Source organism: Flavobacterium panici, assembly GCF_024499525.1.
GTDB lineage: Bacteria > Bacteroidota > Bacteroidia > Flavobacteriales > Flavobacteriaceae > Flavobacterium > Flavobacterium panici.
Window position 1 is genome coordinate 813,898 of record NZ_CP100437.1, and the last position, 15,223, is coordinate 829,120.

General features: G+C 33.4%; 10 protein-coding genes. 2 read left to right on the plus strand and 8 right to left on the minus strand.

Features of this window, described 5'->3' with window-relative positions:
• Positions 1–28 precede the first annotated feature (28 nt).
• The 6 genes from NLJ00_RS03840 to NLJ00_RS03865 form a co-directional block, all read right to left on the minus strand.
• Positions 29–2,791 (minus strand): PD-(D/E)XK nuclease family protein, encoded by a 2,763-nt coding sequence (locus NLJ00_RS03840; RefSeq protein WP_180855891.1) that lies wholly within the window; start codon positions 2,789–2,791, stop codon positions 29–31.
• A 64-nt stretch (positions 2,792–2,855) separates the two neighbouring features.
• Entirely contained in the window at positions 2,856–4,325 is a 1,470-nt protein-coding gene (locus NLJ00_RS03845; RefSeq protein ID WP_180855893.1) for an OmpA family protein, read from the minus strand.
• Positions 4,326–4,438: 113 nt separating this feature from the next.
• Positions 4,439–5,632: a glycine C-acetyltransferase gene (kbl, locus tag NLJ00_RS03850; RefSeq protein WP_256636294.1), complete on the minus strand. Its 1,194-nt coding sequence runs from the start codon at positions 5,630–5,632 to the stop codon at positions 4,439–4,441.
• An 81-nt stretch (positions 5,633–5,713) separates the two neighbouring features.
• On the minus strand, positions 5,714–8,872 hold the full coding sequence (locus tag NLJ00_RS03855; protein ID WP_256636295.1) for a UvrD-helicase domain-containing protein: 3,159 nt from the start codon (positions 8,870–8,872) through the stop codon (positions 5,714–5,716).
• A gap of 167 nt (positions 8,873–9,039) precedes the next feature.
• A complete protein-coding gene (locus NLJ00_RS03860) occupies positions 9,040–9,636 on the minus strand; it encodes a lipoprotein signal peptidase (protein ID WP_073485592.1) in 597 nt (198 codons plus the stop codon).
• Positions 9,637–9,757: 121 nt separating this feature from the next.
• The gene (locus tag NLJ00_RS03865) at positions 9,758–9,964 is read right to left on the minus strand and encodes a hypothetical protein (RefSeq protein ID WP_053473351.1); all 207 of its coding nucleotides are present in this window, start codon (positions 9,962–9,964) and stop codon (positions 9,758–9,760) included.
• A gap of 180 nt (positions 9,965–10,144) precedes the next feature.
• Between NLJ00_RS03865 and NLJ00_RS03870 the strand changes: the two genes are divergently transcribed.
• Both NLJ00_RS03870 and NLJ00_RS03875 read left to right on the plus strand, forming a co-directional pair.
• Positions 10,145–10,501 carry a roadblock/LC7 domain-containing protein gene (locus NLJ00_RS03870; protein ID WP_053473352.1) on the plus strand — a complete coding sequence of 119 codons (357 nt, stop codon included), beginning with the start codon at positions 10,145–10,147 and terminating at the stop codon, positions 10,499–10,501.
• Between the two features lie 33 nt (positions 10,502–10,534).
• A complete protein-coding gene (locus NLJ00_RS03875; RefSeq protein ID WP_053473353.1) occupies positions 10,535–10,915 on the plus strand; it encodes a hypothetical protein in 381 nt (126 codons plus the stop codon).
• Positions 10,916–11,158: 243 nt separating this feature from the next.
• Here the strand turns inward: NLJ00_RS03875 and NLJ00_RS03880 are convergent, their stop codons facing one another.
• Together NLJ00_RS03880 and ileS are read right to left on the minus strand one after the other, a co-directional pair.
• Positions 11,159–11,539, minus strand: coding sequence for a TraR/DksA family transcriptional regulator (locus tag NLJ00_RS03880; RefSeq protein WP_017497677.1), 381 nt, complete (start codon positions 11,537–11,539; stop codon positions 11,159–11,161).
• Between the two features lie 10 nt (positions 11,540–11,549).
• Positions 11,550–15,194: an isoleucine--tRNA ligase gene (gene ileS / locus NLJ00_RS03885; protein ID WP_256636296.1), complete on the minus strand. Its 3,645-nt coding sequence runs from the start codon at positions 15,192–15,194 to the stop codon at positions 11,550–11,552.
• Positions 15,195–15,223: the final 29 nt, after the last annotated feature.

Below are 15,223 nucleotides of genomic sequence, written 5' to 3' on the forward strand. Positions count from 1 at the left end.
TGACGCTAAAAACGTTGTAAGTAACTAGTTACACTTTTTCTTCAAAAGGAATATTGCTGTCAAATATTTCATTTAGCAATACAACTATTTCTTCTATATAACTATTCAAAATTACTTTGCTTACTGTAATATCCAGATCTTTTTCTTCTTTAAATCCAAAAGGTAAAAATCCTGACTTTAAATTTTTAAATGAAATAATTCCAACTTCAATTGGAGTATCTCCTGCATTTTCTTCAAACATAAACGCATAAGCTAAAACCTGAATAATTTTATCATTTTTAAGCTCTTGTGTTAATCCGTTCCACGATTTAAGTATAACGTTTGTTTTTTCGACTTTTCCGGTCTTATAATCAATGATTCTTATTTTTCCGTTACGAAGTTCAATTCTATCGACTTCACCGCCAATTAAAACAGGAAATGGTAAACTTGGATGATGCAGATATCTTTCATATCTAGTTTCCAGAGCAATAATTTTAATTGCATCTCCATTTTTAACTGATTCTAATTCCATTTTCAAAAAATTAGAGACATTTCGCTTTGCAACTTCAAAAGCTAAAAGATTTCGCCCTTTTTTAATTTCACCCTCTTTATACACCAATTTAAATTGTTTTAATACTTCATCATCTAACAGTTTAAAACAGTTTAATAAATCAGATTCTGAAATAAATTTTCCAATAAAAGGTTCGTACAGCGCTTTTAATGTTTCGTGAATAATTGTTCCGAGTGTATTTAAGGCGATGTTCTCCTCTACTTCTTCGACTTCCCGAATTCGCAGGATTTTTTGAAAATAAAATTCAATTGGATTACGGATATAACTCGTCAATGCCGAAGGAGAAAAACCAGCAGTTGCAATTTCTCTTAAACGCTCCATAACCGCTTCTGATTTCGGAATAACCATTGGCTGATATGCCGTAGCTGGTAATACCGGATTATAGATATCAAAAGTCAAATTATGCTTTGATTTTTTTTCGACTTCAAGCTGGGTTATAAAACGGCTGCGTTCTCCGGCATCTAATCCGTCGTTTTCGGTATTATAAATTAGATAGATATTTTTTGCGCGCTGTAATAAATGATAAAAATGATAGGTATAAATAGCATCTTTTTCTTTAAAAGTGGGTAGACCTAATTCTTTTTTCACATCATAAGGAATAAATGAATTCTGAGATTTTCCCGCCGGAAATTTACCTTCATTCATCGAAGTGACAATTACGGTTTCAAAATCAAGAACACGGCTTTCCAGAACTCCCATGATCTGCAATCCACGCAAAGGTTCCCCTTCAAAAGAAACTTCAGCTACATCAATAATCTGCTTATAAATAGCATGAAGTGTATCAATATTATCAATGTGTTTATGCTGCGAATAATAATTTATGAGTTTATTAATCACTTTAAAAACAGCATACACAAAAGTTTTAGCAATTTTCTCTTCTTCATTATCATTGCTAAAATTCTGTTTTATCAAAAGTAATATTGCCGAAATATTTTCAAGAACCGCTACAGATCCGTTTTCCCATTTCTGAAACAATAAAGAAAACAATTCAGATGGATTTTGATTAAGCTCTAAAATCTTATTCAGCGTAATAAAAGTATAATTATTCTCTTTGATTATTCTAACAATATGATTTGTCTTGGCATACGGTTCAACTAAAGGATGCGTCAAAACATCCAGAACATCTTTATAATAAAAAACATAACTGCCGCCAGCACGTGAAAGCGCATTGGTATGCATTTTGAAAAATTTAGCTACCAATATCTGCGAAGGGTTATTCTTCCCTGAATATCCCATTGTAATATTTAAAGCCCCAACCGATGAAGGCAGCGAATACAGAACCGGAATTAAAAGATTTTCTTCTCCCAGCACTATTGCAACCTTATCTAGAGAAGCAGCTGGATTTTCATTAATTAAATTCTCAATAATACTTCCGGCCAGTTTAGCCTGTCCAATTGTTTTTGGTGTACCAATAACCTGAATGTTTTTGGTTTGAGAAAAATCGTCTACAATCCATTCAAAAGGATGAAATTTATAATGTTTCCAACTTTCTTTAAAACGACGAACAAAAAGTCCTGCATCATGAAAAGGATCATTTAAAAAAGCCTGATCTACATCCCAGTAAATTTTGGCCTGATCAAGCGCTAAAAGATGCTGCACAATTTTTTCTTCTGCTGCATTTAAGGCATTGAATCCGGCAAAAATAAAATTACGATTGGAAATAGTATTTGAAAAATGATTCAGATTATTTACGGCTTCTCTATAAATCAAACCTTGATAACCAATTGATTTATTTAAAAGATGATTGTATAATGAATCATAATAAAGAGGTAGCAATTTCCAAAAGTCAATATAGTTTTCTAAAAGCTTAGTTTTATTTTCGACTTCTATTCCCCATTTCTTAATGTCTTCAATATCTTTTAAATAAGACAGAACATGATTCGGTTCAAGAAGATAACGATCAATTTCATTAAAGTCCTGCAAAAGTGTTTTTGCCCAATTCGCAAACAACTCAAAAGATTGCTGATGCTGCTTTTCAGTAACTAATAAATAAACTTCATAAAACTCAAATAACAGTTCAATTGAATCTACAGACCGAATTGAAGCAACATCCTGCACAAAATCTTCAATGCTTATAATTTCAGGAGAAAGTATTGTTTTAGAAGTTTCTTTTTTAAGCGCTTCAATTAAAAAAACCTTAGCCCTTTTGTTAGGTAAAACAATAGTAGTTTCTGCAAGTTTATCTGAATAATCCTGAATTACGACAGCTGCAATTTTCTCTAAGAAAGATGTATTTATCATTGTATAAAAATAAAAAAAGCCATTCAATTAAGAATGGCTTTTAGTATTTATTTACAAAAGTAAATTATAGTTTACCTTGGTATTTAGAACCTATGTGTTTAATTTCAGTTCTTCTGTTTTGTGCTTTACCTGCAGCAGTTTTGTTACTTGCAACTGGTTGAGAAGATCCAAATCCTTTAGACTCTAAGTTTTCAGCGTTAACACCTCTTTCGATTAATGCATTTTTCACAGCATCAGCTCTGTCTTGAGATAATTTGTCGTTGATTTTAGCAGAACCTGTACTATCTGTGTGTCCTTCAATAGAGAATTTCGCGTTTGGATAGTTTTTAAGGATTTCTTTAATAGCGTCTAATCTAGCTGGAGTTTCTTTGTCACCAGTTTTGAAAGTAGCTTTTCCTGAGTTAAAGTAGATTGCTCTAGCTTGAACTTTAAGATCTTCTAAAGCTTGAGAAGATACTTCAGGACATCCTCTGTTACTAGCTGGACCAGCAACTGTAGGACAATCGTCATCTTTGTCTAAAACACCATCTTTATCAGCGTCTAAGAAAGGACAACCACCATTTTCTTTAGGACCTGCAACTGTAGGACATTTATCGTCTTTATCAGCGATTCCGTCTCCGTCAGTATCAGGACAACCTTTTAATGCAGCTAAACCAGCAGTATCTGGACAAGCGTCATCTTTGTCAGCAACACCGTCTCCGTCTCTATCAGGACATCCGTTTAATGCAGCTAAACCAAATTCGTTTGGACAAGCATCAGAAGCATCAACGATTCCGTCTCCGTCAGTATCAGGACATCCGTTGAATTGTTTTAAACCAGCAACATCTGGACAAGCATCATCTTTATCGTAGATACCGTCACCGTCTGTGTCTTTACCACCAAATTTGAATACAAGACCAGCAGTGTGTTGGAAGTGAGATGGAGCATCTGGAGTAACACCATCCGCTTCTTCTCTATTTCCGCTTACAGACCATTTGTATTTTGTAGCTAACTCAAGACCAATAGCATCAGTAAACCAGAAAGTAATTCCAGCACCTGGATTTACAGTTCCGTAGCTGCTATCTCCGAAGAAAGTGTAACCACCACCAACAGATAACGAAGGATCAATCACTTTAGATTTGATTAATTCTTGGAAGCTGTATTTAATAGTAGCATCAATTCCGTAGTACATTAAGTCTCCAGGATTGTAAACGATCATACCTCTTGAATCATGTCCAGCAGCAGTTGGAGCATAAAGAACATATTTATCAATTTTGTTTACAGATCCTTGTAAACCAACTGAGAAACCGCTACCTACATATCTAGACACACCAATGTAAGATAAAGAAGGAAGAATATTCCAATTGTCTTTTACTGCGAATGGCTGAGAAAAGTGCGCAGGGAAAAAGTCAACATGATCTGGACTTGCACTAGTCCTTGTATCCACAGCATTAACCCCGAAAGAGATAGCCCATGGATTGTTACTGTCTTGTGCGTGAGAACTTAAACCCATCACCATCATTACAGCAACTAAAAGTTTGTTAAGATGTTTCATACTTAATTTTTTTAATTACAATTTAGTTAATTACAAGCAAAAGTAACACCAAATTTTTTAAATACAAAATCAAATGTTAAAAAAAACCTACAAAAATTACACTAATGTGGTAATTATATAACTTTTAACATTTTACCTGTTAATTTAAATGCTTCTATCGCCTTGTCCAGGTGCTCTTTAGTATGAGCGGCTGAAAGCTGGACTCTTATTCTTGCTTTGTCTTTGGGAACAACAGGAAAGAAAAATCCTATAACATAAATTCCTTGTTTTAAAAGCTCATTAGCCATAGTCTGCGATAATTTCGCATCGTACAACATTACAGGTACTATTGCAGAATCACCATCTATTATATCAAATCCGGCTTCTTTCATTCCTTTTTTGAAGTAATTAGTATTCCATTCTAATTTATCTCTAAGCGTTGTATCTTTTTCTAATAATTCGAAAACTTTTATGGAAGCTCCTACAATTGCCGGTGCTAATGAATTAGAAAATAAATAAGGTCTGGAACGCTGACGTAAAATTTCTATTATTTCTTTTTTGGCAGTCGTGTATCCGCCCATTGCTCCACCCAATGCTTTTCCTAATGTACCTGTTATAATATCAACACGTCCCATTACTCCTTTTGCTTCGAGTGTACCTTTTCCGGTTGCACCAATAAATCCGGCAGCATGGCATTCATCAACCATAACTAATGCATCGTATTTATCTGCCAGGTCGCAAATCTTATCCAGCGGAGCAACTAAACCATCCATAGAGAAAACACCATCGGTTACAATTAGTTTAAAACGAGTTCCAGCTTCGGTTGCTTTAATTAATTGCTGTTCCAGATCTTCCATGTTGCTGTTTTCATAGCGATAACGAGCTGCTTTACACAAACGAACTCCATCTATAATAGAAGCGTGATTTAAACTGTCTGAAATAATCGCATCGTTTTCTCCTAATAAAGGTTCAAAAACGCCGCCGTTTGCATCAAAAGCTGCCGCATATAATATGGTATCTTCTGTACCATAAAAATCTGCAATCTTTTTTTCTAGTGTTTTATGAATATCCTGAGTTCCGCAAATGAAACGTACAGACGACATTCCGAAACCATGTGTATCCATTGCGTCTTTTGCTGCCTGAACTACTTCTGGATGCGACGAAAGACCTAAATAATTATTGGCACAAAAATTTAAAACTGTCTCTCCTGTCGAAATTGTAATCTCCGCACCTTGAGCAGAAGTTATAATTCGCTCTTTTTTAAAAATTCCATTTTCTTCGATTGTCTGCAGCTCACTTTGCAGATGCTCTTTAATTTTACCGTACATTTTTATCTATTTAAAACGTTAAATATTAACAACTTAACCCGTAAAAAGAGTAGTTATTTCTTTAACATCTGATTAATATTTTCACAAATTTACCACTTCAATTTCCGATCCTATATATACCAAAACCTTTTTTAACACTTTATATCCTAAATCTTCAATAGCATCTTGATATTCTTGAATTTGTTGCTGATATTTTGAGTTAATTGCACCAGTTTTATAATCCAGTAAATAAGCCTCCTTATTATTAGTCAATACAACGCGGTCCGGTTTTAAAATCTTCCCCTCTTTTTGAACTATTGTCTGTTCATTTAAAACTTTATAATTACCATCAAAACAAATACTTAATTCGTCATGATTTACAATTTCATTTAGTGTTTTTAAAACCATTTCAGATTGATCAATCGTAATTAAACCATTTTCAAGTGCTTTTACAACTGCAAGATCTATATCTGACTTATCTTTTATAAAAGCCAAAATTTCGTGCACAATATTTCCATACGAAATTGCTTCCTGCTGATGTGTCCCCCACATTAAGGCTTCACGCTGTGCTATTTTAATGTTTTTAGGATTTAAAACTTCTTTTACTATTGGAATTATCTTTAGAGTATCAACAGATTCTTCAGATTTAGAAAGTTTTGTTTTATTTCCAAATTCATATTCCAGCTTTTCAGAATCAAAAACTCCTTGTTGCATTAAAAATTTAATGAAATACGATGCCATATTATTTGGAAATTCACCGTCTTTTCTTTCTTTTAAAGATTGGGAAATAATATACAATTGTTCTTCGGCACGTGTTAAGGCAACGTATAGAACATTAATATTATCGAGTAATTCTTCCTGCTTTTTCAAATTAAAAACCACCGAGGCACTTTCACCAAAACCTTCAACTGCACTACTATTATCAATTAAGGCTTTTGGTACGCCTAAATCAGATTCTTCGGTATCGAGCCATAATTTATCTTTTGGTTTTCTGTTATAATCTTCTTCTGCAAAAGGCATAATTACAACCGGAAATTCCAAACCTTTTGATTTATGGATCGTCATAATTCGAACTGCATTATTTCCTTCCGGAGACGGAATGCTAAATTTCTCAGCATTTTTATCCCAGTAATTCAAAAAATCAGCAATTCCGGCTTGATTTCGAATATCTCTTTCTAAAACAATATCCAGAAAGAACTGTACGTACGCATTTCCTTCTGACGGAGGTACAAATTTTGAAATGATTATTTCTACGGCTTCATAAAGTGATTTTTTTCGAACATTTTCAAAAGAAAGCGAAACATCAAATGTCAAGAGCCATTTTTCAAAATCTTCTTCAAATTTCTGCGACATTCCCTGAGCAATAAAATCGTGGATTGGCATTTCGATTTCTTTATTTTCAGCTAAAAAATGAAGAAAATAGGCTTTTGATTCTAAATCTGCATTGTTGTTTAAATATCTCAGAAGATTAATTATCAAACGAACTTCTGTCGCATTTTGAATCATTAATGTTTCTGATGATAAAAGCGGAATCTTTTGCTCTGTCAGGTAATTTGCAATTGCAATTCCCTGATCTCTTTTTCTAGTTAAAACAACAATGTCTTTATATTTAAAACCTTCCCGAAGTACTTTTTGAATTGTATTTAAAGTCGCTAAAACATATAAATCTGATTTTTCAACGACTTCTTCTTCATCCGCAAAATCATTTTTTTCGATTATTGGAAGAAAAGAAATATTTACATAACCTCCTTTTTTTGAATTTGTATTTTGAAAACTATGATTTTCATATAAATCTTTATAATCCTCATTTATAAATTCAGAAGAAATCAATTTAAAAAAGGCGTTATTAAAATTAATAACCTCGCTATAACTTCTGTAGTTTGTATCTAAATGTTTCAGCACTTTTTCATGACTAAAAAAAGAAACTTCTTCTTTCCCTAGTTCAATAAACTGCTCGGCTTTTCCTCCTCTCCATCTGTAAATAGATTGTTTAGGATCGCCCACAATCATTAAAGTTCCTTTATTACCATAATCATCTTCACCGGAAAGTGAATTATGGATTAACGGAATTAAATTCTGCCATTGCATTTCTGAAGTATCCTGAAATTCATCAATAAAAAAATGACGATATCGTTCGCCTAAGCGCTCATAGATAAATGGCGCCGGCTGATTTTGAATTTCACGATGAATTATCGCATTGAATTCTGAAATGGATAAAACATTTTGTTCTGATTGAATTTTTGCCAATTCATTGCTCACTGTATTTAGCAAAGAAAGCGGCGTAATATTTTTTAAAAAGGCTTTGTAGAAATCTCGTTTTTCAAAATTCTTATAAACCTTGACCAAAATTTGAAGTAATTCCGGAATTATATTTTCAATTAATGATTTGTCTTTTGCTGTTTTATTAATGGCAATATCATCAAATTCATGAAAAGTTTTATTTCGTGGATTAAATTTTCCGTCTCGAATACTTTCAAGATGATTTGGGAATGTTCCCCTTGAAAATGATTTTAAATCAATTCCGTTTTTATCAATTAATGAAAGTGCTTCTATTGCAAACTGTTCGTTTTCTGACTCCAGATCTTTGCACAAAGCCAGCATTTTCTTTTTAATCTCAATAAACTCTTCGATTGTTTTATCGTTAAAATGAAGAATTTCATTTCGATTATTTTCATTCAAAACCAAGCGCCCGGTTTCAAGAATTTCTCTGGAAATATCCCAACTTTTATCATCGTCGGTTTTTTCCATTGTAAAATCGATCAGCAATTTGGTCAGTGTTTCATCCTGACCTGCCTGGGCTATAATGGCATCAACGGCTTCTACCAATAAATTTTCGGTATCCAGAGTGACTTCAAAAGTCATGGGAAGATTTAAATCGTGTGCAAAAGCCCGAATTACTTTATGCGTAAATTTATCAATGGTAGAAATATCAAAAGCAGCATAATTATGAATTAAATGCTTGATGATACTTTGCGCTTTTACTTTAATCTGAATAAGTGAAAGTCCGATATCTCGGGATAAATCTTCCATTAAATCGACTGCTTTTGCAGAAGGTTCGTCTTTTGCAAATTCAGACAAACTTCCCACAATACGACTTTTCATTTCATGAACTGCCTTATTTGTAAAAGTTATGGCTAATATATTACGGTAAGCATCGGGAGTTTTTGATGAAAGAATAATTTTTAAATATTCTTTAACTAAAGTATACGTCTTTCCTGATCCTGCAGAAGCATCATAAATGGAAAAAGACGGACTTTGCATAGGTTTGGTTTTTTGTATTGTAAAAATAGTACAATAATATCAAACCTCAATAATGTAAAGTTTTCAAATTCCAAAAAATAAAAATTCCAAATTCCAATATCTGCGTGCAATGAACACTCAAACATTGGAATTCGGAATTTCTTTTTTGAATTTTAAATATAATCTATTTAGTGTTTTGGAAATGCTCTTTTATTGAAAACCAACAAAATTCCAACACCTGTAGAAATCGCCATATCCGCAACATTAAAAATAGCATTAAAGAACATAAAATGTTTTCCTCCAAAAATTGGAAGCCACGATGGAAGATCACCTTCCCAAATAGGAAAGTAAAACATATCAACCACTAAACCATGAAACCAGGTTCCATATGGATGCGGCGAGAAAAGTGTTGCCAGATTATGTGTGCTGTCATCAAAAATAACTCCGTAAAAAACAGAATCGATAATATTACCTGCGGCTCCGGCAAAAATTAAAGCTATTGAAACAATCAAATAAGTGGAGTGACGTTTCTTAACAGCATCAGCAAGCCAGTACCCAATTCCAAATACTGCAAAGATTCTGAAAACAGTCAAAATCAATTTTCCGTATTCTCCCGGAATTTTTGTTCCCCAAGCCATTCCTTCATTTTCAATAAAATGAATTCTAAACCAGTCAAAAAGCACCACTTCTTCACCTAGAACGAAGTTTGTTTTTACATAGATTTTAGAGAGCTGATCGACAATTAGAACTAAAAATATAAGGAAATACGCTTTTCTTAATGACATTTTATGATTTTTTGATGCGCAAAAATAACAATTAAATCAAAAAAAACGCTCCCTTGGGAACGTTAATTGTTTTGTAATAAAACTTAAACAAAATAATTTGCTTCTATTATTAGTTTTTGATCTATCTTTTTGCAACAGCATTTGCCGGACTATCTGAAAAGAATTCTGAGATAGATTTAAAAATTCCTTTACTGGGTTTTCCAGCGGCAGCTCTCTTGGCTTCTGCTTTTTTAACTTCTGCCTTAAATTTAACGCGTAATTTTTCAAATTCCTTCATTCTGTGTTCAACATCGGAATTTACATCTTTGAATTTCAATACTTTAGCCATAGTGTAAGTTTTTTAAGTAAAAAAATAAAATATTTAACGATTTGGTTTTACAATAATACATAATTTAATTTATATTTGTTAAAAAGAATTAACAATTGTTTAGGAAGATTCACAACTACATTTGATAATATATACCAAAAACGAATTAATTTTAACTCTTTCCTCAAATCTTACAAAACTATGAATGAAATAACTACTATTCTAAACAACTTTTTGGTCGAAACAAAAGCCAGTGCAGCTTTAATCTTAAACGGAAAAGGAAAACTAATCACTTCTCTTAATCTGGATTACAGCGACAGTATTGCTGCAATGAGTGCAGGAATTTTATCTATGAGCGAAAAATTTCTAATTGACCTGGAAAAAGGCTCTTTAAAACAACTTTACTTAAAAAGTTCCGATGGGGTTGTCGTCGGAAATAAAATCAGCGGTTCTAACTTCGTGATTGCATTTTCACGTGAAGGAAGCAACCTTGGTATCTTAATGCACTCTACTGATGAATTATCTGTAGAACTCAGCAAAAATTCTCTATTAAAATAAACATACATCTATTAACCACAAACCCCAAGAACTATGAGTAACGACTTTTTAAACGTTTTTTTGAATGAAATGAAAACTAACGTAAACGGCTTTATTGCTGTAGCTGTAACAGAAATTGAGACAGGATTAAGCTTTGGTAACATAACAGTAGATTCAGCTTTTGATCCCGAACTGGCCGCTGCTTATAATCTCGAAGTTGTAAAAGCAAAACTGAATGCGGTAAAAGCCTTAGGTTTAAATCAGGATATTGAAGATATTTTGATTACGCTTTCAAACCAAATTCACATTATTGACATTTCGCCAAACAAAAAATTCATGATTTATCTTGCTGCAGATGCAACAAAAGCAAATCTTGGGATGACCAGAGCGGTTTTAAGAAAACACAAAGCAGATTTAGAAAAAAATCTAGCGTAACAATTTTACTTTTAAAAACCGTCATAGATAAAGACGGTTTTTTTTATGACTATTGTAAAATTTCTTAGGTAATTATACTTGTAACATTCTTACAAAATCAATTTATTTTTAAATCAATTTATTTTGACTAATTATAAATAATTTCTTTCATTACGTTGTTTTATCAGCAAAATCAAACAAGTCAAAACATTAAACAAAAAAAACGCCCCTAAAAGGAGCGCTTATTGTATTATGTATTTTTGATTATCTCTGCAAATTCTTAGCTTCGATACTCATTGTTGCATGAGGAACGATTTTAAGCCTTTCTTTGCTGATTAATTTACCTGTTACTTTGCAAATACCGTATGTTTTGTTTTCAACACGGAAAAGCGCGTTTTTTAAATCGCGAATAAACTTCTCTTGTCTAATAGCTAACTGAGAGTTTGCTTCTTTTGACATTGTTTCGCTTCCTTCTTCAAAAGCTTTAAAAGTTGGAGAAGTATCATCAGTTCCGTTATTCAAATCATTCATGTAAGCACTCTTAATTAAATCAAGATCTGCTTGCGCTTTTTGTATTTTGCTTTGGATTATTTCTTTGAACTCTGCCAAATCAGCGTCAGAGTATCTTGTAATTTCATCTATCATGGTATTATACTTATTTTGAAATTAATATCAATGTTTTAATATCATCAAACTCAATTTCTGTGCCGTTTTCTAAAGCGTCAACAAAAACCAAATTATCTGTTAGTGTCTCAGACTTAATATAGTCTTCATTTTTAGAAACTGCTTCCTCTAATGGACCGTTTCTTTTTATTTGTACTTTGATCTTATCAGTAACTTCAAATCCTGAATCTTTACGGATATTCTGAATTCTGTTTACTAATTCTCTCGCTATACCTTCGTTTTTCAATTCTTCAGATATTGTAATGTCTAGTGCAACTGTAATTCCGTTTGAATTTGCAACCAGCCATCCTTCGATATCCTGCGATGTTATTTCGACGTCTTCTAGTGATAAAGTTACATTATTTCCAGCAATAACAATATCTAACGTTCCCTGCTTGTCTAATTGGTTGATCTGATCTGCAGAAAAAGCTTGTATTTCCTTAGAAATCAACCCCATATCTTTTCCAAAGCGTGGTCCAAGAGCCTTAAAATTAGGCTTAATCTGCTTAACTAAAATACCCGAATCATCGTCTAAAAGTGCAATTTCTTTCACGTTTACTTCGGCTTTTACCAAGTCAGAAATCGCTTCGATTTCAGCTCTCTGATTCTCGTCAAGTACCGGAATCATTACCTTTTGCAGAGGCTGGCGTACTTTAATCATCTCTTTTTTACGCAATGATAAAACCAAAGATGAGATTGTTTGCGCCTTCTGCATTTTGCTTTCCAACGTTTTATTAACAAAGTTTTCGACAAATTTTGGAAATTGAGCCAAGTGAACACTGGCAAAATCCTCAGTTCCTGTCGAAGCTGTCAAATCTCTGTACAATTTATCCATGAAAAAAGGAGCTACGGGAGCGCTTAATTTGCTGATTGTTAACAAGCAAGTATAAAGCGTTTGGTAAGCTGCAATTTTATCATGGGCATATTCACCTTTCCAGAAACGACGACGACATAAACGAACGTACCAGTTACTTAAGTTTTCCTGAACGAAGTCAGAAATTGCTCTTGTTGCTTTTGTTGGTTCGTAATCTTCATAACATTCATCTACAAATTTGATTAATGAATGTAATTCAGAAATGATCCATTGATCGATTTCCGGTCTTTCGTTTAACGGAATTTCTGCTTCTGCATATTTAAACCCATCGATATTAGCATATAACGAAAAGAATGAATACGTGTTGTATAATGTTCCGAAGAATTTACGGCGAACCTCAGCAATTCCTTCAATATCAAACTTTAAGTTATCCCAAGGATTTGCATTTGAAATCATATACCAGCGTGTGGCATCCGGGCCGTATTCTGCAATTGTTTCAAAAGGATCTGTTGCATTCCCCAGACGTTTAGACATTTTTTGTCCATTTTTATCCAGAACTAAACCATTTGAAACTACGTTTTTATACGCTACTTTATCAAAAACCAAAGTTCCGATTGCGTGTAAGGTATAAAACCATCCGCGAGTTTGATCTACTCCTTCTGCAATGAAATTTGCAGGGAAATCTTTGTTCTCGTCAATTTTATCTTTGTTTTCAAAAGGATAATGCCATTGTGCATACGGCATTGCTCCAGAATCAAACCAAACGTCAATTAAATCACTTTCGCGTTTCATTGGCTTACCAGAAGCCGAAACTAAAGTAATTTGATCAACTACATTTTTGTGCAAATCAATTAAATCATAATTTGACTCAGACATGTTTCCGATTTCGAAACCTTTAAATGGGTTTTCTTTTTGAAAACCAGCTTCGATCGATTTTTCGATCGCATTGTATAATTCTTCAACAGAACCAATCAGAACTTCTTCTTTTTTGTCTTCCGTTCTCCAGATTGGCAATGGAATACCCCAATATCTAGAACGAGATAAGTTCCAGTCGTTGGCATTTTTCAACCAATTTCCAAAACGTCCTTCACCAGTAGATTTAGGTTTCCAGTTGATAGTTTCGTTCAGGTCGAACATTCTATCTTTTACATCGGTTACTTTTATGAACCAAGAATCTAGTGGATAATATAACAACGGCTCATCAGTTCTCCAACTGTGTGGATAACTATGTACGTATTTTTCAACCTTAAAGGCTTTATTTTCTTCTTTTAATCGAATTGCGATTTCAACATCTACTGATTTCTCAGGAGCTTGTCCTGCATCGTAATATTCGTTTTTAACATATTTACCTGCTAAATCACCTAAATGAGAAGTGAATTTCCCTTGTAAATCAACTAAAGGAACTGGATTTCCTTCTTCATCCAAAACTAACATTGGCGGAACTTCCGGTTTTGCTTCTTTTGCTACTTTAGCATCATCTGCACCAAAAGTAGGCGCTGTATGCACAACTCCTGTTCCATCTTCTGTAGTTACGAAGTCTCCGGCAATTACTCTAAAGGCATTTTCAGCATTTTCGTATGGTAAAACATAAGGCAATAATTGTTCGTAACGAATTTCTACTAAATCAGCACCTTTGGCTTCTGCCAAAATTTTATATGGAATCGTTTTATTTGTTTGATTAACTTTATTCTTTACTAAAAGATCTATATCTTCTTCAGTCAAAACATTATTAAACTCAACATCTAAAACCTCTTTCAAACCACCCATTCTTTTATTTGCTCCAACAATATTAATTATCAGACCAAATTGCTCATAAGTAAATTCTTTTCCTAAGATTAATTCAATTCTCTTTTTTCTACCTTCTTCATTTAAAATTTCATCATTATCGAAATTTCTATTACAATTATTAATGTAGAAATCATCTATATCAATTGAACTAACAGAATCATCAACTTTAAAAAATCCTTTCCCAAATTGTTTTCCAACTAAGTTTTTAGCTAAAACAACATTGATTGGCTCAAAAGTATATTGATTGAATGTTTTTACTAAAACATAATCGATTTTTGGCCCAACCGTTAAAGCTGTATTCGATGGCAATGTCCAAGGAGTTGTCGTCCAGGCCAAGATGTGAATATCTCCAAAACCTTGTAAAAAGCTCGGAAGCGTTTCCGGCAAAGTTTTAAACTGCGCTACGATTGTAGTATCTGTAACATCTCTGTAAGCTCCGGGCTGATTTACTTCGTGAGAAGATAATCCTGTTCCTGCTTTTGGAGAGTATGGCTGAATTGTGTATCCTTTATACAACAAACCTTTATCGTAGATTTGTTTTAAAAGCCACCAAACAGATTCCATGTATTTTGGTTTATAGGTTACATATGGATCTTCCATATCTACCCAATATCCCATTTTTTCGGTCAAATCATTCCATACGTCGGTATAACGCATTACGGTTTTTTTACACGCTTCGTTATATTCTTCGATAGAAATTGTTTTACCAATATCTTCTTTTGTAATTCCTAATTCTTTTTCGGTTCCTAATTCTACAGGTAAACCGTGAGTATCCCAGCCTGCTTTTCTTTTAACCTGAAAGCCTTTTTGAGTTTTATATCTGCAAAAAATATCTTTAATCGCACGCGCCATCACGTGGTGAATTCCTGGTAATCCGTTTGCTGAAGGCGGACCTTCAAAAAATACGTAAGGCTCTGCACCTTCGCGAGTAGTTACACTCTTTTCAAATATATTTTCTTTCTTCCAAAAATCAAGAACTTCCGACGCTACAGTTGGCAAGTCAAGTCCTTTGTACTCAGTAAATTTTGTACTCATTTTATCCTTTTCTTAAACGAGGTGCGAAA